This is a genomic window from Bacillus sp. TE9106W (assembly GCF_054062215.1).
In genome coordinates, this window is sequence record NZ_JBSSFA010000010.1 from 121,093 (window position 1) to 146,053 (window position 24,961).

General features: G+C 32.7%; 23 protein-coding genes, 3 pseudogenes, 1 riboswitch and 2 other annotated features. Of the genes and pseudogenes, 20 read left to right on the plus strand and 6 right to left on the minus strand.

The genetic code is table 11. The features are described from left to right. Positions 1 to 13: 13 nt before the first annotated feature. Positions 14 to 1,381 (minus strand): alanine/glycine:cation symporter family protein, encoded by a 1,368-nt coding sequence (locus ACVWY7_RS18465; RefSeq protein ID WP_105989588.1) that lies wholly within the window; start codon positions 1,379 to 1,381, stop codon positions 14 to 16. A 107-nt stretch (positions 1,382 to 1,488) separates the two neighbouring features. Then, a riboswitch (glycine riboswitch) is annotated at positions 1,489 to 1,608 on the minus strand. A gap of 217 nt (positions 1,609 to 1,825) precedes the next feature. Then, a complete protein-coding gene (locus ACVWY7_RS18470) occupies positions 1,826 to 2,401 on the minus strand; it encodes a hypothetical protein (protein ID WP_001170874.1) in 576 nt (191 codons plus the stop codon). Between the two features lie 132 nt (positions 2,402 to 2,533). On the opposite strand from ACVWY7_RS18470, the gene ACVWY7_RS18475 reads away from it, so the two are divergent. The 10 genes from ACVWY7_RS18475 to ACVWY7_RS18520 all read left to right on the plus strand — a co-directional run bounded on the left by ACVWY7_RS18475 (position 2,534) and on the right by ACVWY7_RS18520 (position 14,813). Beyond that, complete coding sequence (locus ACVWY7_RS18475; RefSeq protein WP_139242278.1) at positions 2,534 to 2,896, plus strand: hypothetical protein; 363 nt, start codon at positions 2,534 to 2,536, stop codon at positions 2,894 to 2,896. Positions 2,897 to 3,101: 205 nt separating this feature from the next. After that, positions 3,102 to 3,722 carry a YdbC family protein gene (locus ACVWY7_RS18480; RefSeq protein ID WP_000925157.1) on the plus strand — a complete coding sequence of 207 codons (621 nt, stop codon included), beginning with the start codon at positions 3,102 to 3,104 and terminating at the stop codon, positions 3,720 to 3,722. 185 nt (positions 3,723 to 3,907) lie between these two features. Beyond that, complete coding sequence (gene rluF / locus ACVWY7_RS18485) at positions 3,908 to 4,615, plus strand: 23S rRNA pseudouridine(2604) synthase RluF (protein WP_001222169.1); 708 nt, start codon at positions 3,908 to 3,910, stop codon at positions 4,613 to 4,615. Between the two features lie 125 nt (positions 4,616 to 4,740). Continuing rightward, positions 4,741 to 4,964, plus strand: a binding site (T-box leader). Positions 4,965 to 4,999: 35 nt separating this feature from the next. Beyond that, positions 5,000 to 5,222 (plus strand) — a binding site (T-box leader). A 44-nt stretch (positions 5,223 to 5,266) separates the two neighbouring features. Beyond that, positions 5,267 to 7,186, plus strand: coding sequence for a threonine--tRNA ligase (gene thrS, locus ACVWY7_RS18490; RefSeq protein ID WP_000663055.1), 1,920 nt, complete (start codon positions 5,267 to 5,269; stop codon positions 7,184 to 7,186). 253 nt (positions 7,187 to 7,439) lie between these two features. Next, complete coding sequence (locus ACVWY7_RS18495; protein ID WP_000106420.1) at positions 7,440 to 8,207, plus strand: ABC transporter ATP-binding protein; 768 nt, start codon at positions 7,440 to 7,442, stop codon at positions 8,205 to 8,207. An 11-nt stretch (positions 8,208 to 8,218) separates the two neighbouring features. Further along, positions 8,219 to 10,099 (plus strand): FtsX-like permease family protein, encoded by a 1,881-nt coding sequence (locus ACVWY7_RS18500; protein ID WP_000897890.1) that lies wholly within the window; start codon positions 8,219 to 8,221, stop codon positions 10,097 to 10,099. Positions 10,100 to 10,366: 267 nt separating this feature from the next. Beyond that, positions 10,367 to 11,398, plus strand: a complete 1,032-nt coding sequence (locus tag ACVWY7_RS18505; RefSeq protein ID WP_000716998.1) for an alpha/beta hydrolase — start codon at positions 10,367 to 10,369, stop codon at positions 11,396 to 11,398. 197 nt (positions 11,399 to 11,595) lie between these two features. Then, entirely contained in the window at positions 11,596 to 12,882 is a 1,287-nt protein-coding gene (locus ACVWY7_RS18510) for an MFS transporter (RefSeq protein WP_456523898.1), read from the plus strand. 61 nt (positions 12,883 to 12,943) lie between these two features. Beyond that, entirely contained in the window at positions 12,944 to 13,804 is an 861-nt protein-coding gene (locus ACVWY7_RS18515) for an ABC transporter permease subunit (RefSeq protein ID WP_033681975.1), read from the plus strand. A 1-nt stretch (position 13,805) separates the two neighbouring features. Next, positions 13,806 to 14,813, plus strand: coding sequence for an ABC transporter permease subunit (locus tag ACVWY7_RS18520; RefSeq protein WP_456523899.1), 1,008 nt, complete (start codon positions 13,806 to 13,808; stop codon positions 14,811 to 14,813). Positions 14,814 to 14,863: 50 nt separating this feature from the next. Here ACVWY7_RS18520 and ACVWY7_RS18525 read toward each other — a convergent pair whose 3' ends face one another. Further along, positions 14,864 to 15,601, minus strand: a complete 738-nt coding sequence (locus ACVWY7_RS18525; RefSeq protein ID WP_000440604.1) for a ZIP family metal transporter — start codon at positions 15,599 to 15,601, stop codon at positions 14,864 to 14,866. A 138-nt stretch (positions 15,602 to 15,739) separates the two neighbouring features. On the opposite strand from ACVWY7_RS18525, the pseudogene ACVWY7_RS18530 reads away from it, so the two are divergent. From ACVWY7_RS18530 to ACVWY7_RS18545, 4 genes and pseudogenes are all read left to right on the plus strand, one after another. Continuing rightward, positions 15,740 to 16,015 (plus strand): annotated as a pseudogene (locus ACVWY7_RS18530) (SAM-dependent methyltransferase); the annotation flags it as partial. A 48-nt stretch (positions 16,016 to 16,063) separates the two neighbouring features. Continuing rightward, complete coding sequence (locus tag ACVWY7_RS18535; protein WP_001994305.1) at positions 16,064 to 16,693, plus strand: immunity protein Imm33 domain-containing protein; 630 nt, start codon at positions 16,064 to 16,066, stop codon at positions 16,691 to 16,693. Beyond that, the gene (locus tag ACVWY7_RS18540; RefSeq protein WP_456523900.1) at positions 16,686 to 17,219 is read left to right on the plus strand and encodes a DUF6843 domain-containing protein; all 534 of its coding nucleotides are present in this window, start codon (positions 16,686 to 16,688) and stop codon (positions 17,217 to 17,219) included. Before ACVWY7_RS18535 ends, ACVWY7_RS18540 begins: the two co-directional genes overlap by 8 nt. 73 nt (positions 17,220 to 17,292) lie before the next feature. Further along, positions 17,293 to 18,159 carry an MBL fold metallo-hydrolase gene (locus ACVWY7_RS18545; protein ID WP_456523901.1) on the plus strand — a complete coding sequence of 289 codons (867 nt, stop codon included), beginning with the start codon at positions 17,293 to 17,295 and terminating at the stop codon, positions 18,157 to 18,159. 159 nt (positions 18,160 to 18,318) lie between these two features. Here the strand turns inward: ACVWY7_RS18545 and ACVWY7_RS18550 are convergent, their stop codons facing one another. Together ACVWY7_RS18550 and ACVWY7_RS18555 are read right to left on the minus strand one after the other, a co-directional pair. Then, the gene (locus ACVWY7_RS18550; RefSeq protein ID WP_139242277.1) at positions 18,319 to 19,260 is read right to left on the minus strand and encodes a nucleoside hydrolase; all 942 of its coding nucleotides are present in this window, start codon (positions 19,258 to 19,260) and stop codon (positions 18,319 to 18,321) included. Between the two features lie 33 nt (positions 19,261 to 19,293). Further along, positions 19,294 to 19,896 (minus strand): annotated as a pseudogene (locus ACVWY7_RS18555) (DUF2441 domain-containing protein). A 212-nt stretch (positions 19,897 to 20,108) separates the two neighbouring features. On the opposite strand from ACVWY7_RS18555, the gene ACVWY7_RS18560 reads away from it, so the two are divergent. From ACVWY7_RS18560 to ACVWY7_RS18585, 6 genes and pseudogenes are all read left to right on the plus strand, one after another. Further along, a complete protein-coding gene (locus ACVWY7_RS18560) occupies positions 20,109 to 20,594 on the plus strand; it encodes a DUF2798 domain-containing protein (RefSeq protein ID WP_456523902.1) in 486 nt (161 codons plus the stop codon). A gap of 171 nt (positions 20,595 to 20,765) precedes the next feature. Beyond that, the gene (locus ACVWY7_RS18565; protein WP_000676025.1) at positions 20,766 to 21,191 is read left to right on the plus strand and encodes a DMT family transporter; all 426 of its coding nucleotides are present in this window, start codon (positions 20,766 to 20,768) and stop codon (positions 21,189 to 21,191) included. A gap of 19 nt (positions 21,192 to 21,210) precedes the next feature. Continuing rightward, complete coding sequence (locus tag ACVWY7_RS18570; protein ID WP_000431595.1) at positions 21,211 to 21,906, plus strand: Crp/Fnr family transcriptional regulator; 696 nt, start codon at positions 21,211 to 21,213, stop codon at positions 21,904 to 21,906. Positions 21,907 to 21,922: 16 nt separating this feature from the next. Next, complete coding sequence (locus ACVWY7_RS18575; RefSeq protein WP_073524257.1) at positions 21,923 to 22,393, plus strand: DMT family transporter; 471 nt, start codon at positions 21,923 to 21,925, stop codon at positions 22,391 to 22,393. Between the two features lie 610 nt (positions 22,394 to 23,003). Continuing rightward, positions 23,004 to 23,413 (plus strand): annotated as a pseudogene (locus tag ACVWY7_RS18580) (GNAT family N-acetyltransferase). A 66-nt stretch (positions 23,414 to 23,479) separates the two neighbouring features. Further along, positions 23,480 to 24,133: an MBL fold metallo-hydrolase gene (locus ACVWY7_RS18585; protein WP_456523903.1), complete on the plus strand. Its 654-nt coding sequence runs from the start codon at positions 23,480 to 23,482 to the stop codon at positions 24,131 to 24,133. Between the two features lie 97 nt (positions 24,134 to 24,230). On the opposite strand, the gene ACVWY7_RS18590 is transcribed toward ACVWY7_RS18585, so the two are convergent. Beyond that, on the minus strand, positions 24,231 to 24,854 hold the full coding sequence (locus tag ACVWY7_RS18590) for a TetR/AcrR family transcriptional regulator (RefSeq protein ID WP_139242276.1): 624 nt from the start codon (positions 24,852 to 24,854) through the stop codon (positions 24,231 to 24,233). Positions 24,855 to 24,961 lie beyond the last annotated feature (107 nt).

Genomic DNA, 24,961 nt, shown 5'->3' on the forward strand with positions numbered 1-24,961 from the left:
TTCCTTTTTTAGATTAACTTGCCTGTTTTTTATTATTTTCTTTCAATTTCTCTGCTTGTAAAAAGCGATTCGTTTCAGCAACAACAATACCACTTAACCCAATAAGACCAATTAAGTTTGGAATCGCCATAAGTCCATTTGCAATATCCGCAAATGTCCATACGATACCTAGTTTTAAATTCGCACCAATAGCAATCATTACTATAAAGATTGCTTTATAATAACGAACAGCACCTTCTCCAAATAAATAAGCTACACACTTTTCTCCATAATACGACCACCCTAAAATAGTAGAGTAGGCGAATAAAATAATTGCGATACCGAGAATCATACTACCTGCAGTACCGAATACAGATTGGAACGCAAGTGTTGTAGCTTCAACGCCAGTTTTACCAGATTTCCATGCGCCTGTAGTAATTAATACAAGTCCTGTAATTGTACATACAATAAAAGTATCTAGAAAAGTACCAGTCATTGAAACTAAAGCTTGCTTTGCAGGTGAATCAGTTTTTGCAGCCGCCGCGGCAATAGGTGCACTCCCTAAACCAGCTTCGTTCGCAAATACGCCGCGCGCCATTCCGATTTGAATAGCAGATGCAACTGTTGAACCGATAAAACCACCAGCCGCTGCAGTACCGTTAAATGCACCAGAAAAAATAAGTGAAAATGCTTCTGGAATTTGATCGTAGTGATAGAAAATAATAATAAGACCAGCAATGATATAAAAGAAAGCTTTAATAGGAACGACATACCCTGTCACTTTCCCGATTTTTTTTACACCGCCTAAAATAACGATAGCGATTAAAAATGACATTATTATACCAGTTAAAGCAGGGGGGAAAGAGAAATTAATTCGCATTGCCTCTGCAACTGAATTAGACTGCACCATATTACCGATACCGAAAGAAGCAGTTGTACCGAATATAGCGAATAAAACTGCAAGCCATTTCTTACCTAAACCACGTTCTAAATAGTACATTGGTCCACCTGAATATTCACCATTTTCATTACTGACACGGTATTTCACTGCAAGAATTGCTTCGGCATATTTTGTTGCCATACCAAACAAAGCAGTAATCCACATCCAAAAGATTGCACCAGGTCCACCGATCGTCACAGCAGTTGCAACACCAGCTATATTTCCCATACCAATCGTTGCCGCCATAGCTGTCATAAGTGCTTGGAAGTGGCTAATATCTCCAGAGGAAGATGTATCTTCTGATTTTTTAAAAGCTAGTTTGTGAGCGTATAATAGTTTACTAAACTGTAAACCTTTTAAACGCACTGTGAGAATAATACCAGTACCAACGAGTAACAATAACGTTGGTAATCCCCACACATAGTGATTGATTTGTTCTAATACTTTACTTACTGTCTCCATCTTTATTCTCCTTTTTTAGAAAAAATAAAAACCACTTCAAGTAAATGAAATGGTCTCTGGAGAAACAAGAGATAGAAAAATAAACCGATACAAATCGGCATTTTCTTTCGCTTGTCTCTGTCCTTTTACCTGAGAGATTATCCGCTATAGTAGCGGATTTGCTCCTTCGGTGCTCGTTTTCCTCTCCGCTATTTAAAGCGAGAGGGAGTCTCTCCAGAGATTCGTCCCCATGCAGTTCTACTTGTAAACAAGACCTGAGAGTTTCAAAGTCGGTTAACAACTTTTTGCCCCGTCGGTAGATCAATAGACCTTCTCCTGAATGGTTCATCCGAATTATAAAATTAATAACCTATACGAATTGAATGTGTATAGAATCAATAAAAACATTATAGATATACAATTAGTGAAATGCAATCATTTTTTATTTTAAAATAGTAAAGAATTCTATTTTTTCGAAAGTCCTAATTTCTCTTCAACTTCAGTTAAAGTAGATAAAGCGATGACAATATGTTGATCTGCAAGCCCTAAAGCATGTTTAGTATTTTCAATTGTTGCACTGTTTAGAGTAGAGTTAGTGGCCCCGTCTATAATTAAATCTGCCGCGTTTTTCATAAATTTAGAAGCAGCCTTAAATTCAGTTGTAAAATAAACTAGTTGCTCTTGTATTTGTACGTCCGATATATTTTCTTTAATTTTCAATGTGTCTATTTCATTCATAATGTTTTCATATTGTTTGGAAACAGCATTCATTGTAACTAATAGTTTATCTCTGGCTACTGAATCACCGTTCGTGTTAATTTCTTCCCAAGCAGGCAACCAATCTTTTTCGATGATGTCATTATAATTAGTAGTCAATTCATTAATTTTAGGTTGCAATTTAGATTTGAAAGTTGTTGTATCCGCTGTTTCTACAGTTGCTTTTTCATTGTTATTTTTACCATTAGTAACGTAGAAAATTGTACCGAAAATGATGAAAATAGAAATAACAACTGTCCATTTAGTAAAAAGTAATTTCTGCAATATGTAACGCCTCCAAAATTTAAAAACTTATAATTATAATATATAACAATAATGTTGTTTCATGTAGAGAAAATAGGTTAGAAATGATTTAAATTATATCTTTTCTATACACGAATAATTAAAGTTAGTAAAATGATAAAAGAAATATGTGAGAAAAGAGGAATTTTAGTGAAAATAAATAGAAGAAAACTAGTTTTAAATAGTTCAATGGCTATGCTGTTAATTAGCTTAATTGCACTCATATATTTAGACAAAGAATCTAAAATTGCAGATTTTCCAGTACCAATGTCAGCAATCCATATTAACGATGATAAGGAAGAGGATTATAAATATATAAGTGTAATGCCTATTATAAAGGTAAGTGGATGGGAGAACTTAGGGGAAAACGGGCATACTGTTAGTTTTAAAAAAGGGGAGCGGAAGGTAACTGTATTACATTATCCGGGAGAAATTACGTATTATTTATTTGAGAAAAAGATGAATAATGGAGATTAGCTAAAGATGTAATTCATTAAGAGTTACATCTTTTTTTGCATTCTGAATTATTTGAAATTAAATTTGATAGATGTTTTGATAGATGTAGTGATAAATATGATTAGTTCTATATGTCTATAAAGAGTATTAGGGTGATTATAAAAATATTATGTGAACTAATTATTGTGAGAAGAAGATAAATTATATACTAAAGGGGAAATTAAAAATGTTACTAAAAACAATCTATTGTAAAGTAGAAGAAGAGAAAAAAGAGTTATTTTCAATGGCACAAGAAAAATGGCGTGATATACAGCATCTAGATGGATTTCATGGACAATTTGGTGGATGGCATAAAGGTGAGGCATGTGTATTTACTTTATGGGAAGATCGAAGTGCATATCAATCATTTATGAATGGTGCTCACGATACAATTTATTTAAATAGTAATCAAGAGGATACGTTTCTTTCATGTGAAATTGAATTATTTCAAACTTTGTATGATATAACTGATACACTTCTGAAAGATGTTGTTACAGAAGGATCATTCGTAAGAGTTGCTATATGTGATGTTAAAGTGGAAAAAGAAAAATATTTTTTACATAAACAAGAAACAATTTGGAATAAAGGAATGGAAAATATAAAAGGGATGCTAGGTGGAGTAGTTGGTAAGTCTTTAAAAAATGAAAACCGTTACATCGTGTTAACTTATTGGAAAGATGAAAAAGCGCATCAACATTATGTAGAAGAAATTTCCCCTGAGTTGTATAAACTAGCTAATATTCATGAAGATATAGAGAATATAAGAGGAAAACAAGCTGTATGTAAGGAAGAATGGCTTGTATATTAAGCGCGGAAAAAGTGCATAAATGAATGTATAATAAAGATATTTTCTTATAAATAAGTAATTAATAGAAGACGTTATATGCCCTTTCATGTTAATATATTTAAGTTATAATAGGAGGCTTACCCTTTTGTATTGTACGGTAGAAGCAGTGTGAGCTTGAAATTTTTTTAGAAAAGGATGTGCCTAATTTGCGTATCAATAAATTTATTAGTGAAGCTGGAAAAGCGTCTCGACGTGGAGCAGATAAACTAATTAATGAGAGAAGAGTAATTATTAACGGCAAGGTTGCAAAAATTGGTGACCAAGTGAATCCAGGTGATGATGTACGCGTAAATGGAGAGCAACTTCGCATTGCTCGAGATCACGTATATATCGCTTTAAATAAACCAGTAGGTATTACATGTACGAGTGAAAAATCGGTAAAAGGGAATATTATCGATTTAGTGAATCATCCATTACGAATTAGTCACATTGGACGTCTTGATAAAGACTCAGACGGTTTAATTTTGTTAACGAATGATGGTGATATCGTTAATGAAATTTTACGTGCTGAAAACAAACATGAGAAAGAATATATCGTTTCAGTAGATAAGCCAATTACACCTGATTTCTTAGAAAAAATGGCAGCTGGTGTGAAAATTTTAGGAACGAAAACACTTCCATGTGAGATCACACAGTTATCAAAATATGAGTTTAAAATTATTTTAACACAAGGATTGAATCGTCAAATTCGCCGTATGTGTGAAGCTTTAGGGTATCAAGTATATACGTTAAAACGTACGAGAATTATGAATATTGAATTGAATAATTTACCAGTTGGACAGTGGAGAGATTTAACGAAGAAAGAGAAAAGACGTCTATTTTCAGACTTAAATTACGAACCACAAGATTGGTAAAATTGAGAAGAGGAAACCAAAAATCTATTTTTGGTTTCTTTTTTTATTAAATAAAAAATATTTTTTTAACACTTGCAAAAATAAAATGAATAAGATATAGTAAATAACAATTAATGGATGTACTTTTAAAAGCAAAGAAAAGGACACGAGTTATTTTACCCGGTTATACAGAGAAGGAAGGAAAGCTGAGAACTTCCTAACGCAGAAAAATAACTTACCACCTTAGAGCTGCACTAGGGAAACGAAGTATCTAGTGCCGTGTAAGCGACGTTATCGCAAAAGAAGCCATTATGTTTTTTGTGATGGGAATTTGGGTGGAACCACGGATATAAGCATATTCGTCCCTATTTTAGGGATGAATATGCTTTTTTGCATTCAATTTCATAATAAGCGAAGAAAAGGACACGAGTTATTTTACCCGGTTATACAGAGAAGGAAGGAAAGCTGAGAACTTCCTAACGCAGAAAAATAACTTACCACCTTAGAGCTGCACTGGGGAAATGAAGTAACTAGTGCCGTGTAAACGACGTTACCGTAAAAGAAGCCATTGCATGTTTGTGATGGGAATCTGGGTGGAACCACGGGTATAAGCACGCTCGTCCCTATTGTAGGGATGAGTGTGCTTTTTATTATGAAATGGAGAGATGAAAAATGAAAGAACAGATGATTGAAATTAAATTTCCAGATGGTAGCGTGAAAGAATTTGTAAAAGGAATTACTTTAGAAGAAATTGCTGGATCCATTAGCAGTAGCTTAAAAAAGAAAGCAGTTGCAGGGAAAGTAAATGATGAGTTATATGATTTACGCCGAAATATTGAAGAAAATGCGGAAGTAGAAATCATTACTATAGATTCAAATGAAGGTGTAGAAATTGCAAGGCACTCTGCGGCACATATTTTAGCGCAAGCTGTAAAAAGATTGTATGGTGATATAAATCTTGGAGTAGGGCCTGTTATTGAAAATGGATTTTATTATGATATGGATCTTCCGAGTAGTGTAAACGTAGAAGATTTACGAAAAATCGAAAAAGAAATGAAAAAGATTATAAATGAAAATATAAAGATAGAACGAGTTGAGGTTTCTCGAGAAGAAGCAGCTAAACTGTTTCAAGAAATGAACGATCGATTGAAATTAGAACTTTTAGAAGCAATTCCTAGTGGGGAAAGTGTAACACTATATAAACAAGGTGAATTTGTAGATTTATGTAGAGGTCCACATTTACCGTCAACAGGTTATTTGAAAGCATTTCAATTAACTCACGTTTCCGGTGCATATTGGCGAGGAGATAGTAATAATCAAGTGCTTCAGCGTATATATGGTGTTGCATTCTCTTCCCAGAAAGAATTAGAAGAGTATTTACATTTCGTTGAAGAAGCAGCCAAAAGAAACCATCGTAAGTTAGGCAATGAACTGGAGTTATTTATGTTTTCTGAAGAGGCTCCGGGAATGCCGTTTTATTTACCGAAAGGCCAAATTATTCGTAATGAATTAGAAGCTTTTTTAAGAGAAATTCAAAAAGAATATAATTATCAAGAAGTACGCACTCCATTCATGATGAACCAAGAAGTATGGGAAAGATCAGGGCACTGGGGACATTATAAAGATAATATGTATTTCTCAGAAGTGGATAATAAAAGTTTTGCATTAAAACCGATGAACTGCCCAGGGCATATGCTAATGTTCAAAAATAAATTGCATTCTTATCGCGAATTACCGATTCGTATGTGTGAGTTTGGTCAAGTACATCGCCATGAATTTAGTGGGGCGTTAAACGGATTATTAAGAGTACGTACTTTCTGCCAAGATGATGCACATTTATTTGTAACTCCAGAACAAATTGAAGATGAAATCAAATCTGTAATGGCGCAAATCGATTATGTATATAAAACTTTTGGATTCGAATATGAAGTAGAACTTTCTACTCGTCCAGAAGATTCAATGGGTGATGATAAGTTATGGGAGCAAGCAGAAGCGTCATTAGAAAATGTATTACAATCGCTAAATTATAAATATAGACTAAATGAAGGTGATGGTGCATTTTACGGACCGAAAATTGACTTCCATATTAAAGATGCTTTAAATAGAAGTCATCAGTGTGGGACAATCCAGCTAGATTTCCAAATGCCAGAGAAGTTTGATTTAAATTATATAGATGAGAAGAATGAAAAGAAAAGACCGGTTGTCATTCACAGGGCAGTATTAGGATCTTTAGATCGTTTCTTAGCAATATTAATTGAGCACTTTGGAGGTGCATTCCCAGCATGGGTGGCACCAGTTCAAGTGAAAGTCATTCCAGTTTCAAATGCAGTCCATGTACAATACGCAGATGAGGTTGCAGATAAATTAGCACAAGCTGGTGTTCGTGTCGAACGAGATATGCGAGATGAAAAATTAGGATATAAAATAAGAGAAGCACAAATGCAAAAAGTTCCTTATGTTCTTGTTATTGGTGATAAGGAAATGGAAAACGGAGCTGTAAATGTGCGTAAATATGGGGAAGAAAAATCAGATGTAATTGAACTAGATATGTTTGTGGAAAGTATAAAAGAGGAAATAAATAATCGAAAATAGATTTTAAAAAGAAAACACACCAATTCAAAAATGGTGTGTTTTCTTTTTTACCTTACAAAAATGTAAGATAAATGTAAGCGAAATCGAAGGAACGAGTTGTAGAAAAATGAGAATATGAAGTAGGAAATAGCTTCATGTAGCCTGTGTAACCTTAATAGGATGAATAATTAAAAAATGCTTAAGAATTTACATGAGAAAAAGATAAGAAATATGTGAGAAATTAAATTTATATAAAAGGAATGGAGTGAAAGAGATGTCAACAAATGTAGTTACTGTAGAAAGTGTAGAAAAAACGTATGGGAAAAGAAATGAGAATCAGTCAAAAGCATTAAGAGGCGTATCATTAAATATTAAGGAAGGGGAATTCGTCGGGATTATGGGTCCTTCTGGGTCTGGAAAAACAACTTTACTTAATGTGATTAGTACATTGGATCAAGCGACAGGTGGTAGTGTGACAATAGCTGGTACAAATATTACTTCTATGAAGGGCAATGCGTTATCTGATTTTCGTTCTCAAAAATTAGGTTTCATTTTTCAAGATTTTAACTTACTTGAAAACTTATCAATTTATGAAAATATCGCTTTACCACTTTCTTTGCAAGGCGTACCTTCAAGTGAGATTACTGGAAAGGTGAATGAGGTTGCGAAGAAGTTAGGGATTACTGAAATTTTAACGAAATATCCAACTGCTGTTTCTGGTGGACAAAAGCAAAGAACAGCGGCAGCACGAGCTTTAGTACATAATCCAGCAATCGTATTAGCAGATGAACCGACTGGTGCGCTTGATAGTAAAAATGCAAAAAGCTTATTAGAAGCGATGCAAGATTTACATGGAAATCATAATGTAAGTATTTTGATGGTGACACACGATGCATTTAGTGCGAGTTACTGTGAGCGAATATTATTTATCCAAGACGGTCTTTTATATAAAGAATTAAAGCGTCAAGGAAAGCGAGAAAATTTCTATCAAGACATTTTAGGTGTGCTCGCTCATATGGGCTCAGCTGCTGAGTCTAAGTAGGGGGCGAGATTATGTTATTTAAATTATCACGTCATAGTATGAAAAAGATGTTAAAAGATTATATGGTTTTACTTATTGGTCTCGTTATTAGCATTAGTATTTTTTACATGTTCCAAACGATGGCGATGAATAGTGAATTTACGAAGGATAATAGTCTTATTAGTAGTATTAGACTTGTATTCTGGGTAGGTGCAATACTATTATCTTTCATAACTGTATTTTATATTATATATGCCAATTCTTTCTTACTCACATTAAGAAGAAAAGAACTCGGTATGTACATGATGCTCGGAGCGAAAAAGAAAAAAGTAGCACAGTTATTATTTATTGAAACATTCGGTATGGGTATTGTTAGTATTATTATCGGGATTTTAGTAGGGATGTTACTTGCAAGTGTAGCAGGGAACTTTTTAATGAATGGTATGGAAATTTCAGCAAAAGGTAGTTATTCATCTGTATATACACCAGCAATCTTAGTTACAGCTATTTTCTTCGTAATACTATTTTTTATTACAGGTTTAATGAATAGCATCCGTTTATTACGCAAAACAGAACTAGAGCTAATTCGTGAAGATGAAACACTAGATGAAGTGAAGAAAAGTAAAACTCGCATTATTATAATGACTGTATTTGGTGTATTACTAGTAAGTACAGGCTACTATTTTATGGTAAATATAAAAATGTTTGCTGAACTCGGTTTCATAATAGCGACAATCGTCACAACGCTTGGAACATATTTTATCTTTAGTTCATTGCTCCCATTTTTTGTGATGAAAATTAAAGGGAATAAAAAACGTAATGAAACGGGCTTAAATAGTTTTACATATGCACAGCTACGCTTTCGAGTAAATAGTTTATCGAGAGTATTAGGCACTGTAGCGATGTTAATTGCATTAGGGGCAGGTGCCATGACAGCAGGTATGGCGTTCCAAAAAAATGTAGGTATTATGACAGACTTCTCACGTGTGTATGATGTCGTAATTCATGATCCAAATGAACAAGATACAGCTGCATTAAAAGAAATGGAAATTGTTGAAGAAAGCCAGTACAAGTATAAAGTAGATGGGGAAGCGGTTTATTACTTACGTAATGATTTAACAGCGAAACCACCACTAATTTCTGAACGCTTTGATACGAAAACTTTAAAAGAGCCTGCGCGTAAACGGGTGACCGAACCTTTAACTGAACCTATATATTCTGCTTTGGAAGCTCCTGAAGTAGCAAAATTCCCTCGTATGCCGAAAGATTGGGAAGATGCAATTGTAAGAGAAATACAAATTACACATAATCAATTTAATGGAAAACCTGTAAGAATTGCAGATGAAGCGTATTATAAAGGAATTCAAGGAACAGAACACACTGTAACATTAGCAAAAGTAGATGATATGAAAAAGTATAAACCGTTGTTGATTGAAATAGATAAGAGACAAAAAGAACAAATTGAAAAAACAACAGGTACAAAAGTAGACATATTTACGAAAATGACAATTTATCAGTTAACGAGCAGTTTCATGAGCGGAACAATGTTTATGGGATTTTTCCTCGGAATTGCCTTTTTAGCGATGATGGCAAGTTCACTAATGTTCAAAATATTAACAGGTGCTTCTCGTGATGTACGCCGTTATGAAATGTTACGAAAAATCGGTGTGAGACGTAGTATGTTAACAAAAAGTATATATAAAGAAATTTCATATTTATTTATCTTCCCAGCGATTATTGGAATTTCCCACGTGTTAGTAGGGCTAAACTTATTTAGCTTCATATTAGTTGACCCGTTTGTAAAAGTGTGGGTGCCAATTGGGATATTCTTAGTCATTTATTTTATCTATTACTGGATAACTGTCCAATTGTATAAAGGTATGGTAATGCCGAAAGAAGAGGTAGCAAAATAGATTAATAAAAAAGTCCTTGTTTTGAAAACAAGGACTTTTTTATTTGTAATACATTGTAATCAAGTTTTTCCATAGTTAATATATCGAAAATTAAGAAAATATTAAGGGTTACTGTAGCGGAAAGTTAAGAATTGTATGGGATATTAAGAATGTACAAAAGATCAAGTTGAAATTAGAAAGTGCAGTTGATGTACATTCCTATTTTTTAAGGTAGTTTTACAGAACTAAATTGATGTTTTTATAAATTTAAAAGAAAGGAAACGACTTATGAAGAAGATAGCAAAATTAATAAAATTTATTGGTGCCATCACTATACTATTATTAATTGTAGCATTAATATTTCCTACATGGACCTCGCAAATAAAAGGACAAAACAGTATAAGTATATTAGAGAAAGTAGAGATAAATGGAAGTGATCATGAAATTATGATACGCGGCAAAGATAAGAGCAATCCAGTTATTATTTTTGTACATGGTGGACCTGGTTCTTCAGAAATACCATATGCTCAAAAGTATCAAAAATTATTGGAAGAGAAATTCACCGTAGTTAATTATGATCAAAGAGGAAGCGGGAAATCGTATCATTTCTTTGAGGACTATTCAAATCTTACATCAGATCTTCTTGTAGAGGATTTATTAGCTATGACAGATTATATTTCAAAACGTCTTGGTAAAGAAAAGGCAATATTGATTGGCCATTCTTACGGTACATATATCGGAATGCAAGCTGCTAATAAAGCTCCTGAAAAATATGAAGCATATGTTGGTATAGGGCAGATGAGTGATACATTAGAAGGTGAGATGGATAGTTTAAAGTTTGTCATAGACCAAGCGGAAAATGCAGGAAATAAAGAGGAAGTTTCCTATTTAAATGGATTAACTGAAAAAATTCAAAATGGCGATACATACACTCCGCGGAATTATGTTGCGAAATATGGTGGAACATCAAGACTCATTGAAAATCCAGATGGTGATAACATCGGGATGTTACTCAGTAATGAATATAACTTGTTAGACGTAATTCGTTATAACATTGGATTATCACACTCTCAGACTGTCTTATTAGAAAAAGATTTAAAGAATCCATTACCTACTAAGGTGAAGAAACTGAAGTTACCGTTTTATTTCCTTATGGGGAAATATGACTATAATACTTCATTTCATGCGGCAAAAACATATTTTGATACGATTGAAGCAGAGCAAAAAGAATTTATTACTTTTGAAAAATCCGCGCATTATCCACAATTTGAAGAGAAGGAAAAGTTTTATGAGTGGATGTGCGATACATTCGTAAAGTAAATAAAGTGTATCCGAACTATAGAGAATTAAAAAAGTTAGCGAGATGTATCGTTACATAAAGCGAAATCAAATAAAAAAGACTCTTGTATAAAAAAATAAGAGTCTTCTTTATAATGTTCTCTATACAGAAGGAAAAGATTGGATAATAGTCGAAAAATATAATATAACTTCCAAGAAATGACTAGAATAATAAAATTTTGTCGAAAGAAAGGATACGAAGTATGAAAGAAATGCTACAGTTATTTCGCAACAAAGTGTATGCACGTTTTTTTCTAGCAAATATTTTAGAGCGACTCGGTTCTATGATTGCTGGAGTTTCTTTAATGTTTTATTTGCTAGATCAATACGGAAAACAACCAGTTTACGCAACAATGACACAAATTATGATTGCATTACCTGCATTAATCTTTTTTCTATTAGTAGGGACAGTAGTGGATCGTTTTGATAGACAACGTATTTGTACAGTAAGTAACATATGTTGTTCACTCTGTAATATCGGAATTCTAATTTCGTTTTATTACGGGATGATTATACTTGTCTTTCTATTTTTATTTTTAGAAAATGCATGTATACAATTTTTCTCTCCATCAGAACAGTCGATGATACAGGGAGTAGTTGAATCAGACCAATATGGTGCAGCAGCGGGGATTAATCAAATGGTAAATAGTTTGTATGCCTTGTTTGGTGTAGGAATTGCAACGATGGTGTACTGGACTTTTGGAGTTTACGGGAGCATTTTAGTAAATACGCTCACATTTATTATGAGTGGTATTTTGATTCAAACGATCTCCATTCCAGAAAAAGTTCGTTTGCCAAATGGTAGAACAAAATGGAAAGAAGTTAATTTAAAAATGTTAATAACAGAGTTTAAAGAAGGGATTAGGTATATATACCAAAATGAAACTTTAAAAAAATTACTTTTAGGATTTATCGTATTTGGACTATTAAATGGTATTTTAAGCGTATCTACTACTTACATATTAAAATACAAATTAGCACCAGCTACGTATGAAAGTTTAGCAATGGTAGGCGGTGTAGTTGGAGGGATTTCATTACTAATTGGAAGTATAGTAGCAACGAGTATAGGTAAGAAATATGCGCCAAAACCTATTATAGTTTTTGGTATGGCGGGCTCAGGGATCTTTTTCGGTATGTGTTACTTTGTAAATTACGTATGGTCTTTTTATGTATGTATTGCTTTTGCGACTTTCTTTTTACCGTTTATTAATGTTGCAATAATGGGCTGGATGTATGAAATTGTAGAAGAGTCATTTATGGGGCGCGTTCAAAGTTTACTTAGTCCATTAACGACAGGATTCCAGCTTTTATCTCTCGGTGCGATAGCAATGTTATTCCCGAAATGGATTCGTGCAGATACATTGTATATCATTTTATTTGGTTTATTACTTTTTGTTACATGTTTATATCAAGCTATTCTACCTAGTGGGCAAAAGCGAGTACATGTTGTCGCTAAAGAAATGTGATATATTTAGCTTTTTTATTTCTGAATCTTCTATCTAATGGTAAGGGGAAATCGTTATGTTGATGCGAATGGTTAAGTGGTGTGGGATTAATGGTTTACAACTAGTAGCTGCAATTTTATGTATAATCTGCCTAGGTGCACTACCGCGTTTATTTAAGGGATTGCAAATTGATTTAATCGGTTTTTGGAACACGATTGTATTTCTTGGAGGAAAGTTACTTCAACCGGGGGAAATAACATACGGTTTTCGAGACTCAAGAAAATTATTTCCGCAAATATGGATTCATTATTTAGAGACAATGTTTGTGTTTATTTCGGCATTTTTACTGTCATTACTTATTGCATATCTTCTCGTTGTGTGGGTATTACAACGATCTCAATCAAAGCAACGAATGTGGAATGGGATTTTTGTCGCACTTGAAAGCATCCCAGATATTTTAATAATTTTATTATCTCAACTTCTAGTTGTAATAATCTTTCAAAAGACAGGGTTTATGCCAGTTAAACTTGCAGGGATTGGGGAGGAAAGGGCTCGCCTGTTGCCAATAATATGTCTCACTTTGCCTACAACGTTATTATTTATTAAGTTACTACTATTACGTTTTAGGGAAGAATTAGAGAAGGATTATAGTATATTTGCTAAAAGTAAAGGGCTTAGTTTAAGACATATTTTAACACATCATATTTCAAGAAATGTTTTGTTAACAACAATCTATTATGCAAAAACAAATATTTTATTTATGTTATCAAATCTATATATTATTGAATGGATATTTAATACGTACGGCATGTTTGTTTTTGTAAAAGAAAATTCGAAATTAGAAATATTTACAGTGAGCTTAATTATGTTATACGTACCGCTTTTTATACTATTTCGTTTATTACATACGTTCTTACAAAATGTTATAAAGGAGCGTGTGTAACATGTGGGAAGTTGTAAAAAGAGATGTAAGATTTTGGATTGGTGTTACTTTTTTTAGTGTACTTATGATTGTTAGTATTGGGAATACGTTGTTTTTCGACGGGAATATTCGCGAACTAACGATGATGTATAACGAAAAAGGAGAACTAGAGGCTGCTCCGTTTTCACCGTCGAGTAAATTTTGGTTCGGAAGTGATGAGAAAGGACGCGACCTTTTCCAGTTAATAATAGAAGGAGCAAAATGGACAGTTGGCGCGAGTGTAATTATAGCGATTTTACGAGTTATAGTTGGAGGGGGTATAGGCTTGCTTCTTGGTATGTATAGCAAACGGTCTTTTCCAGTTATATCATCTTTTTTTGATCCGTTCAGTATTGTACCTATGGTTATGGTTTCTTTCTTTGTATTAAAGGAAGTTTTAGTTTTTGAAAATGGGACAGTACCAGAACCGTTTCATTTAAGGGTAATATTTCAAATGGTTATCCTTATATGTTTAGCGGTACCAACAATTATGTTATATACAACGCAGGAAGTCCGTCGGATAAAAGGAGAAGAATTTATGATGGCAGCAACTGTGCTTGGGGGAAGTAATTGGCATAGAATGAAAAATCACGTATGGCCACACGTATTGCCATCATTTTTTTTACTTGTCGCCCAACAATTTGTGAGCACTTTATTACTTCTTTTACATCTTGGCTTGTTGGAGTTATTTTTTGGTGGAACAATAATCTCTGGTTTAGAGGCAGATAGTGTAACAAAGGAATGGACAGGTCTAATTGGTCAAAATTTCCGTCACTTAACTACACATACATGGATAGTACTTATACCAATCGCTTTCTATAGTATGACGATCTTGTCAGGGAATCTAATTAGTAATAGCATGCAAGATGCGATTAAACTAGGGAATATAAGAACACCTAAGAGCAAGAACAAGGATAAAGAAATGAAGGAAGAGATACAAGTACAACATACTGTGAATGATTTTTCTTTCTATAGAGAGGTACAAAAATAAAGAGAGATAGCTGAAGACAAATTGTTTTCAGCTATCTTTTTTTGTTTAATTTAGTGATGTCCAGCTAGTAGAGTAAACACTATTATTAAGAAAAATCCACTAGATGCCCACATTAAAAATGTAAGAAAAGAGAGCTGTTTCTTTGCCTTCCAAAGCATTTCATGAATTGTGACATAGCCAAGTGAACCGATAGCACTTCCCATAATGAGTCCTTGCAGGTGAAGAGCTTTTCCTTCCATCAAAATACCAAAAACCGTACCAGTACCGAGAATAAGAGAAAGTAATAAAGTTGTTAATAAAAATGAAATATATTTATGCTTTGTAAAGAGAAAGGGGATAATTAAAGCTAATCCTTCTGGAATATGGTGAATGACGATTGCCATTAAAAAAGGAATGGCAGAGTCTGCATGATTAATAAAAGCTGTACCTAAAGCAAAGCCACTCGGTAAATTATGAATAAATATAGCGAAAGAGAGGAAAAGGAAAGTTTGCCAAGCTTGTTGATCTTTTTTATGTATCATTGGATGATGACAATAGTTATCTAATAAGCTCATAACTAATACTCCGATAGCTATACCAAGTATAGGACCAATTATTTCATAGCTTGAAAATGTTTCAGGAATAATTTCAAGGGATAAAAGCCCAAGCAAAATCCCTCCACATAATGCATATAAACGATGCATCTTTTCTTCAATTAGTTGGCGCGTAGCAATGCCAACAGCACCGCCTAATAGTAATCCGCCAAATGAAAAAAACGTAACAATCATTGGAATCCATAATCGTTCCATATTATCACACTCCGATTCTCCCACCTTATTTTTAGCTTACGAAAAGGAAAGTTAGATTAGTCCAAGTAATTGTGTTTGATTATAGAGAAAAAACTAATAATTCGTTATAATTTATATATTAAATTTAAGTGGAATTATGAAAAGGGGAGAAAATGTGATCTATATACTGAAATGACATATGATTCAATTCAGCAAATACAGCACTACATAACAACAAGAAAGTTTTATGATGATGATGCATTAGTAGAGGAACTGAAAACAACGATTGATCTTCGCTATACGTATCCTCAGGAGTTAGAAAGATTATTAGTAGCGAATGGTTTTGAATTATTACATATATATAATGATTGGGAAGGAAATGAGTTAGGGGAAGATTGCTATTCTATGGTAGTAGTTTGCCGGAAGAAAAAATAGTATTATTTTAAAAATATGAGTGTAAAAAGCCTTTAAGGAGAGAAAAAGATGTCTTGGTACTTAGATAATGTTTATGAATTAAATAAAGAAGCGCCGTATACATTCTACCTTCCTAGCTCAGAAGTTTTGGCGAAATTAAAGGTTGGAGATTTGGTAAAGCTAATTTTTGTATCTAAAAAAGAGGAAGAAGATGGATTTAATGGTGAAAGAATGTGGGTTAAAATTACTGAAAGAAATGAGAAGAAGTTTGTAGGGGAACTGAGCAATGAACCATATCGATTAGATTTAAAAATAGGTGATAAAATTTCATTTGGAATTGAAAATATATGTGATACGGAATATAACGATCCAGCTTCAAAAGATTGGGATTTTTATTTTGATACGAAGGTAATTGTTAGTAATGATGTACTTGAAAAAAGAGAATTTAACTTTATGCTTAAAGGGGATTCAAGGGAAGAAGGTGACTCTGGTTGGTCAATATTAAGTGGTTATGAGAGTGATGACTATGTGAATGATCCTAAAAACTTTCAAATTATTTCAATTGGAGTCATATTGAATATAGATGATACTATTTTGAAATTTATTGAAGAAACCCCTTTATGTGCATATGAAAGAAACGATGAAGGTAGATTCTATAAAATTGAAGACTATGATTGGGATGCATATTTAAATGGATAGAAGAATTTACTTTGTTTTAAAGAACAGTACATTTTGTTTCGGAATCATATTAACGTTTTTATTAAGCGGATGTATCAGTTTTAGTAAAGAAACTACAGATACCATATACTTAATTCCTGAAGAGTACGAAGGGGATCTGATTGTTGTGTACAACGTACCTGGTGCTGAGTTGTTACCAAAGGAAGAGGAGTTTAGTGTTGTCACTTTTGCAGCTGATGGGACTGCTGTGACATCTACAAAAAATATGAAGTTTGGAACGGTAAATGATTTATATTATACAGTAAATAAAGAAGGCCAGCGTACAAAAATTGATTCGAGCTGTATACATTTTTCTTCAACTGGAAGTAGAACCGAAAATTCGTGGGAATTTCCAATTGCAAACTTAGAAGTAACTCGTACAGCATGTTCTCAAGAATTTTCAGCCAATGGCAGAGAGGTACCAGAGAATCAAGAGCATCCTGCCGAAAAGAAGATGAGAGATTTAATGCAGCGTATACAAGAACGGTATATGAATAAAGTAAAATAGTTATTGTGTTAAATAGCAAAAATTTAAAAGTGGTGAAAATTAAAGAGAATAGTAGTAAATGGAGGAGTTAATTATGCAACACATTAAGAAAATAGGAAACTCATTTTGGTACATGACACCAGTTTCCGAAACAGATAGACCTATTTTGGGAATGGTTGTTGGAAAAGAAAAAACGTTAATGATTGATGCAGGAAATTCAGAGGAACATGCACAATTGTTTTTAGAAATGTTAAAGGAACAAAATGTATCACATCCTGATTTCGTAGCATTAACGCATTGGCATTGGGATCATATTTTTGGATTGTCTGTACTACAAGATGCATTGTCCATTGCACATTCTGAAACGAAAAAAGAGATGAGTAAACTTGTTTCTTATGAATGGACAGATGAAGCGTTGGATGCACGTATAAAAAAAGGTATTGAAATTGAGTTTTGTGCGGATTGTATCAAAAAAGAGTTTAATGAAAAAGCGAGAAATATTAAAATTATCCCTCCAACTTTAACATTCGAGAATCAACTTGAATTGGACCTTGGTGAAGTGACCTGCGTGTTAAAACATGTGGGCGGAGATCATGCACATGATTCAGTTGTTATGTATATAAAAGAAGAAAAGATATTGTTTGTAGGAGACTGTCTATATGCAGATATTTTTTCTTCTAAGTGGAACTATACGACGAAAAGAACGTTTAAATTAATAGAAGAATTGGAGAAATTTGATGCTGAAACTTATATTCTTTCTCATGGGGAAGCAATAGATCGAGCTGAATTTTCACAAGAAATTCATTTGCTAAAAACAGTAGGAACTTATACAGAAGCTCATAAAGGCGATGAAGAGAAGATAAAGGCAGCATATAAACAAGAGCTAGATAGAGAATTAAATGAAGATGAATTAGAAACAATAACGTATTTTGTCAATGGTTATGAAATGGTGAATCTATAAAATACAACTTTAATCAAATAATTTTAGACTACATAAAAAGAGTATTGAAAGTTAATTCAATACTCTTTTCAATATTAAGTTCCAACCAATTTCCAATTATTTTTTACTACGTACAATTTGAAGCTACACCATTTTTTTGTTGTTTATATACATAAGCTTTTAAGTAGAGCCTTTCTTTGCTAACCCAGTTATATAGTCGAAAAATCGATCGTGGTTTACATCATAAACAACATGTACCGGCCGCCCATCATCAGTTTCCACTGTACGTCCTTGGCTTGGTCCGTATGTATGAACGATACTATTGATCGTTTGTACTTTTGCTAGGTCAGCTTTCCCAACAAAGGCAGCAGTTAATACATCCCACAAATAGTAGGTAGAGTTCTTTGCAAAGTGAACGAGAGGGGGAACAATTGCATAACATTGACCAAGGAAATCAATACCGATATACTTTCGCTCTTTTGCCCATTGTTCACGTATGTCTATAGTTAGGGGAACTTGGTTTGTACTCTCTAGAGTTACTAAGTCGATTTCTATATTTGCTTCCCATACGCGAGCTACTGCTTCAGGGTCCCAAAACGAATTCCATTCGGCTGTTCCATCATGTTCAGGTTCATGTACATTGCCTGCAGTACGAAATGTACCGCCCATCCAAACTAAACGTTTAATTTTATTTTCGATTATAGGTGCTTCATATAGTGCACGGGCTAAATCGGTAAGAGGACCTGTAAATAATAAAGTTGTTTTCTCTTCAGTTTGTAGAAGAGTCTCAATTAAATGATGATGCGCAGGCTTTGCTGCTACGTGCGTTACAACTTTTCCAGACTCATTTAAAATGGGTAAAGCATCTACATAAAATGCATGCATCCGCCAATCTTTTGGAAACGGATTTTTTCCACGAGAATTAGAAGCTGCTACCTCAATAGTATTTTTGCCGAAGCGATCAATAATTTTTCGACTTGCAGACATTGCTGGTTCTAAATAGCAATCTGCTGGGATAACTGAAACACCTGTAAGTTCTACATTATCCATTTGGAGTAATAAAAATAGTGAAACTAAATCATCTACACCACCATCATGATTGAAGTACACTTTTTTCATCATTGTAATCTCCATTCTCTAATATTTAACTAGAAATTAAATTTTCATTTTGGAAAAATCATTGATTATTTCTACTACCTCAATTTTTCCATTAATCAATAGCTCAGGTAATTCGTTTTTGCTATTTCCTTTCCAATACTCTCTAGCTTGTTCTATTTTTTGAGAGAAAGGAATCCCATCTTCTTTCGGTAAAAGGTTACCGTCACCTTCAAAAGAACTTCCAATTACTCATAGTTTAACAATTTGTAAAGCTTCTCGATTGTAAGAATCAAATAATGCTTTCCATTTTAAAGCATCTTCATAGCTTTTAGCAGCATATAAACAAGATAATCTTGACGGATAATTAGGATATTCTTGTAGTCTAACCATTTCCACAATCGTTTCTCTAATGGCTCTAATTGTTTGATCCATGTAATTCATAACGACTGGAGCATTTTCATTATTTATATGTAATTCTTCATTTTTATAGTGATTATTTATAATTTTCATGCCATCTTCACCACTAGCATTTAATTGTTCCTTTTCAAAAAAGAAGTGATATAGAGTATTATGTTGATTTTTGTTAAAATGAATGATTTGTCCGATATTCATTTTTCTCTTTGTTACGATGTGATATGCGTAAAATGCTGCTTCATTCATGGGTATCCTCCTAGTAATAATGTAATGCAACGTTAAATTTAGTAATTCAACATCGCGATATATATAACCTTTATAAGTAAAAGTGAGAATTTAAGTAGAAAATAAAGAAAATATATGGAAACGCTTTAAAATTGTTCACAAAATGTTCACTTACGAAGGGGTTTCCAATATCGATATAATGACAAAGACTCAAAGAGAAAGGATGATGAATTTTGCCAACAACAAGAAAGGAAAACCTCCAATTTGGTATGATGATGTGCCTTGGGATGGTTATCGTAATGACGTTTTACAATTTACTAATGAATGGATTAGGAGGGCCAATTCATATTAAGGAGATTGCATTAGAACTATTAATTGGATTTATTATTGCGCTATTAATTGAAATAAGTATTGTTGGACCTTGTGCGAAAAAAATTGTATTCATGCTACCGTTTGATAAATCAAAGAAAATAAATATTATTATTGCAATGGCGACAGCAATGGTAATCGGAATGGTGTTCTTTATGTCATTTTTCGGAATGATTATGATGCATTTACATGGTGGGCTACAAGGAGACTCATTTGTTTCAATATATTTTTCAATTTTTATTAAAAATTTTATTATGGCTTATCCATTACAATTAATTATTATGGGGCCACTTGTGCGTTTCTTATTTGCAAAGTTTGTTATGAAAAAGAAATCTGTTAATGTAGCGTAATTTTTATTTATAAAACATTATATATAAATAAAAAAACACATCTCACATTTTTGAGGTGTGTTTTTCTTGTTCATCCCTAGTTATTTCAAACTGATGTGACATTTGTCCTTTTGCCTTTATAGGATTATAGCTTTTAATTAAGTTAGAAATAGAAGATTAGGAGATGATTTTTTGAAAGGTATTATATTTGCTGTTTTAGCCGGCATATTTATTACACTTCAAGGTACATTTAATGCAAAACTTAGTTCGCATATAGGTATATGGTCAACGAGTATTGTAACGCATTTAATTGGATTTATTATTGCAACAACTGTATTTTTGTTAAAGAAGGAAGAGAAAGTAACGGAATTAAAGAGTGTGAAAAAAGTATATTTAGTAGCGGGTGCATTTGGTGGATTCATTATTTGTGCAGAAACAATGGCGATATATTCATTGGGAGTTACATTGACAGCTGGAACACTTATGGTTGCTCAATTGTTAACAGCAACTGTTATTGAAATGAAAGGGCTGTTTCGTATAAAAAAGATACAAATGGAGAGATATCACATTGTGGGAACAATAGTAATGATTATAGGTATTGCTGTATTTAATATGTAAATGAAAGGAGGAAATGAAAGTGGAGAATAGATCAGAATTAATTATGCATTATTTGAAAACTTATAAATTGCTTGAGTTTTTTTCGGAAATAGATATAGATTATTTGCAAGTAAATCACTTTAAAAAAGGTACACTTATTTGTGATAAAGATGAGGAAATTCATCGTTTATATTTCGTTGTTAAAGGTAAAGTAAAAGTTTACACGATTACACCAGAAGGAAAGAAACTCATCCTTCGTTTTATTAATCCATTGGCAGTTGTTGGCGATATTGAATTAATACAAAAAAGTAAGACGCATAATGTCGTTGAAGCTTGTTCAGATGTTATAACTATCTCCATTTCTAATGCTGTAATTAGAAACAAGTTAATACAGGATCCTATATTTATGAACTTCCTACTTGAAAACATTGCGAACACATTAAAGATATCGACTCGTTTTACAGCTCTTAATTTACTTTATCCAGTAGAAGTACGTGTAGCTAGTTATTTACTTTCTATTTCTACTGATAGTAACGGGAATATGTATAAAGAGGATTTGGATGCAACTTCGGTATCAAGTATCGCGGATTTTATAGGAGTAAGCTATAGACACGTAATTCGTGTGTTACAAAAATTTTATAATGAAAAATTAATTGAAAAGAGTAATGGAGTTATTATAATTAAAGAAATTTCTAGAATGAAGGAAGTCGCGAAAGATAATATATATGAGCAATAAAAGGGAAAGAAGGATGATGAGTGGATTTAGTTTAGCTATATTAGCTGGAGTATTAATTAGCTTACAATCTGTTTTTAATACAAAAGTGAATGAAAATGTAGGGCAGTGGTTAACAACTGCATGTGTTCTTGGAATAGGTCTCATAAGTTCTATTCTATTTTATATCATTACAGAAAACAGTATTAGCATTAAAGTGTATACTACAAATTATTTGTTTTATGTAAGTGGATTGTTTGGCATCGGGTTAATAATTTGTATAATGATTGCAATAAAGAATTTAGGTCCAGCGTATACGGTGCTAATTAGCCTTATTACTCAATTGGTCGTGGCGTTATTCATTGATACATTTGGATTGTTCGGAATGGAGAGCGTCCCATTACAAATAAATAAGTTAGTTGGTATAGGTTTATTAATTTTTGGAGTAGGAATTTTTAAAAATATCTTTTCGAATAAGAGAGCTATTAGAATAACCGAGGATGAGATTTAAAGGTTATAAGGATGTTAATAATCAGATTATAGATGTTTATGTAGTGGGGAACGCATTTCATATATGTCTCTGTTAGTGAAGGGTTTAGATATATTCGATAAAAAGTGTGAATTAGCTATTAGTGTAGTTGAAAAGAAGATGTCAATAAGTTGAGGTCTTCTTATGTTTTGTTCTGAGGTTATCAAAACTTAAGTATAAGGGGATGAGAAGTGGTTTAAGTTAAGAAAAATACGACCGAAAATAAAATATTACTAAACATATATAACTAATGAACCCAATGTCTTTTTCAGTTATTATGTAATAAAAAAATTTGTGATAAAATCTTTTACATAATTAGATAAAGGGGTAATATTCGATGGGTTATTTCTCAAATGGTTTATTAGTTTTATTTGTACTTATCGTATGTAGTTGTATATTTTTTGGTTGAGAATATAATGAGAGTCTTATATAAAAGAAGTTATCTTAAGTGAGATAGCTTCTTTTTATTTTATGTTGAGAAGGAATTCTTTTTTCGTATTGAAATTTGTTCTAGTTATTTTCAAGTAGATCATAATTTTTTAAAGAGATATGCAATAAAATATAAATAAACTAGAGAATTGGGAGTATTTGCATGGGAAATCGTATACGTTACAAAAGTGAACATCCTTCAGATTTTAATGGATTATTTGCTTTATACGAATCTTTAGGATGGAATTCTCTTAAATTAACGGTGAATGAATTAGAACAAATGTGTAAACAAAGTTGGTATGCGATATATGCATTTGATGATAGGAAGTTAGTAGGGATGGGGCGTGTGTCATATCAGATGGAGTAATAACAGGCATTATTTGTGGAGTAGGTGTATTGCCCAAATATCAGTCTAGTGGCATTGGGAAAGAAATAGTGAAACGATTAATCCAGCACTGCGAACAAAATAAGGTTATTCCACAACTTATGTGTGTACAAAAATTGCAATCTTACTATGAATCTATAGGTTTTGAAGCATTCTCTATTGGGATGACAAAACATATTATGAGATAGCGGTGTTTTATATTTTCAGTTTACTCGTACATATTTTCAAACTTCATTATAAAGGAGAATTGCTGTATGGAGATTGCAAAAGGGGTAGAAATGTTACAACTTGAATTTCAAGAATTTATAATTCACCCAATTCTTTTATGGAATGATGAAATGGCAGTTTTAATAGATACTGGTTTTCCTGGACAATTCGAAGATATACAAGTAGAGATGAAGAGAGTTGGGGTATCTGTTGATAAGCTAAAAGTTGTGATTTTGACACACCAGGATATAGATCATATAGGTAGCCTCCCTGATTTATTGGAGAATGGTGTAAGCGATATTAAAGTTTACGCGCACGAGTTAGATAAACGATATATTGAGGGAGATTTACCTTTATTGAAAGATGTACATGTAGAGAATCCACCAAAAGGAAAAGTGAGTGACACAGTGATTGACGGGCAAGAACTTCCATATTGCGGTGGAATACGAATTCTCCATACTCCAGGGCATACTCCTGGTCATATTAGTTTATATTTGAAACAAAGTAAAACTCTTATTGCAGGAGACTCGATGTATAGTGTGAATGGAAAGTTAGGAGGAATTCACGCCCCAACAACTTTAAATATTAAAGAAGCACAGCAGTCTTTGAAGAAGTATTTAAATCTAGATATTGAATCTGTAGTTTGTTACCATGGGGGATTAAGTAAGGGGAATATAAAGATTCAACTTCAAAATTTGTAAAAGTCGAAGATAATAATTTTTTAATAATGGATGCTAAATTATAAAAAAACATGTTTGAAAAAAATTCAAACATGCTTTTTTATTAAAGGAAATCTGTTTAATATGAATGACCTAATCCGTTCCAATAAAAAGAAACGATTTCTTGTGCTAATTTATCTATACTTACAATAATAGGATTGTCATTTTCATCTTTAAAATTCCCAATTGATAATAAAGATACGAATGCATGAGCGGCAAATTTAGGGTTTCCTTTTTGAATTTCTCCAAGTTGCATTGCTTTATCGAGTGCTTTTTCTAACACTTCATACATGCTATCTTCAGCTTTTTTTAATTCCTTTAATTGTTCTTCAGATAAAGATAGTTTTGCATCTTTCATAAAATTTTTCATATCGATATCCATTGTGGCATGTAAGTAAACTTTAGCAAAGTTTAATAATCTCTCTTCTAAAGTATGGTTTGTAGAGAGTATTTGCGACATATTCTCACGTATACGTATCATCATTTGAATCATAGTAGCGGTAAATAAATCGGCTTTTGTTGAAAAGTAATAGTAGACGGTTGCTTTCGTAACACCACAAACTTTTGCTACTTCATCCATGGAAACGACTTGATAATTTTGAGTAAGAAATAATCGTGTTGCAACTTCTAAAATAGTTTCTTTTGTAGATTTTGTATTTTTATTTTGGCGAGGCCTTCCGAGAGGACGTTGTTTTTGTTCCAAATCTATTCTCTCCTGACATGTATTCTTGAAATAATTATAACATAATTTTTAATCATTCTTGATTAATTAACCGACCAGTATATATAATTAATAATGGAGGAAAAAAG

What these genes read in the sequence shown, in the direction of transcription:
- ACVWY7_RS18465 (WP_105989588.1), bottom strand. Translation starts at nt 1,381, where the DNA reads ATGGAGACAGTAAGTAAAGTATTAGAACAAATCAATCACTATGTGTGG.
- ACVWY7_RS18475 (WP_139242278.1), top strand. Translation starts at nt 2,534, where the DNA reads ATGATAAAAGAAATATGTGAGAAAAGAGGAATTTTAGTGAAAATAAAT.
- ACVWY7_RS18480 (WP_000925157.1), top strand. Translation starts at nt 3,102, where the DNA reads ATGTTACTAAAAACAATCTATTGTAAAGTAGAAGAAGAGAAAAAAGAG.
- thrS (WP_000663055.1), top strand. Translation starts at nt 5,267, where the DNA reads ATGAAAGAACAGATGATTGAAATTAAATTTCCAGATGGTAGCGTGAAA.
- ACVWY7_RS18495 (WP_000106420.1), top strand. Translation starts at nt 7,440, where the DNA reads ATGTCAACAAATGTAGTTACTGTAGAAAGTGTAGAAAAAACGTATGGG.
- ACVWY7_RS18500 (WP_000897890.1), top strand. Translation starts at nt 8,219, where the DNA reads ATGTTATTTAAATTATCACGTCATAGTATGAAAAAGATGTTAAAAGAT.
- ACVWY7_RS18505 (WP_000716998.1), top strand. Translation starts at nt 10,367, where the DNA reads ATGAAGAAGATAGCAAAATTAATAAAATTTATTGGTGCCATCACTATA.
- ACVWY7_RS18515 (WP_033681975.1), top strand. Translation starts at nt 12,944, where the DNA reads ATGCGAATGGTTAAGTGGTGTGGGATTAATGGTTTACAACTAGTAGCT.
- ACVWY7_RS18520 (WP_456523899.1), top strand. Translation starts at nt 13,806, where the DNA reads ATGTGGGAAGTTGTAAAAAGAGATGTAAGATTTTGGATTGGTGTTACT.
- ACVWY7_RS18525 (WP_000440604.1), bottom strand. Translation starts at nt 15,601, where the DNA reads ATGGAACGATTATGGATTCCAATGATTGTTACGTTTTTTTCATTTGGC.
- ACVWY7_RS18535 (WP_001994305.1), top strand. Translation starts at nt 16,064, where the DNA reads ATGTCTTGGTACTTAGATAATGTTTATGAATTAAATAAAGAAGCGCCG.
- ACVWY7_RS18540 (WP_456523900.1), top strand. Translation starts at nt 16,686, where the DNA reads ATGGATAGAAGAATTTACTTTGTTTTAAAGAACAGTACATTTTGTTTC.
- ACVWY7_RS18545 (WP_456523901.1), top strand. Translation starts at nt 17,293, where the DNA reads ATGCAACACATTAAGAAAATAGGAAACTCATTTTGGTACATGACACCA.
- ACVWY7_RS18550 (WP_139242277.1), bottom strand. Translation starts at nt 19,260, where the DNA reads ATGATGAAAAAAGTGTACTTCAATCATGATGGTGGTGTAGATGATTTA.
- ACVWY7_RS18575 (WP_073524257.1), top strand. Translation starts at nt 21,923, where the DNA reads ATGAGTGGATTTAGTTTAGCTATATTAGCTGGAGTATTAATTAGCTTA.
- ACVWY7_RS18585 (WP_456523903.1), top strand. Translation starts at nt 23,480, where the DNA reads ATGGAGATTGCAAAAGGGGTAGAAATGTTACAACTTGAATTTCAAGAA.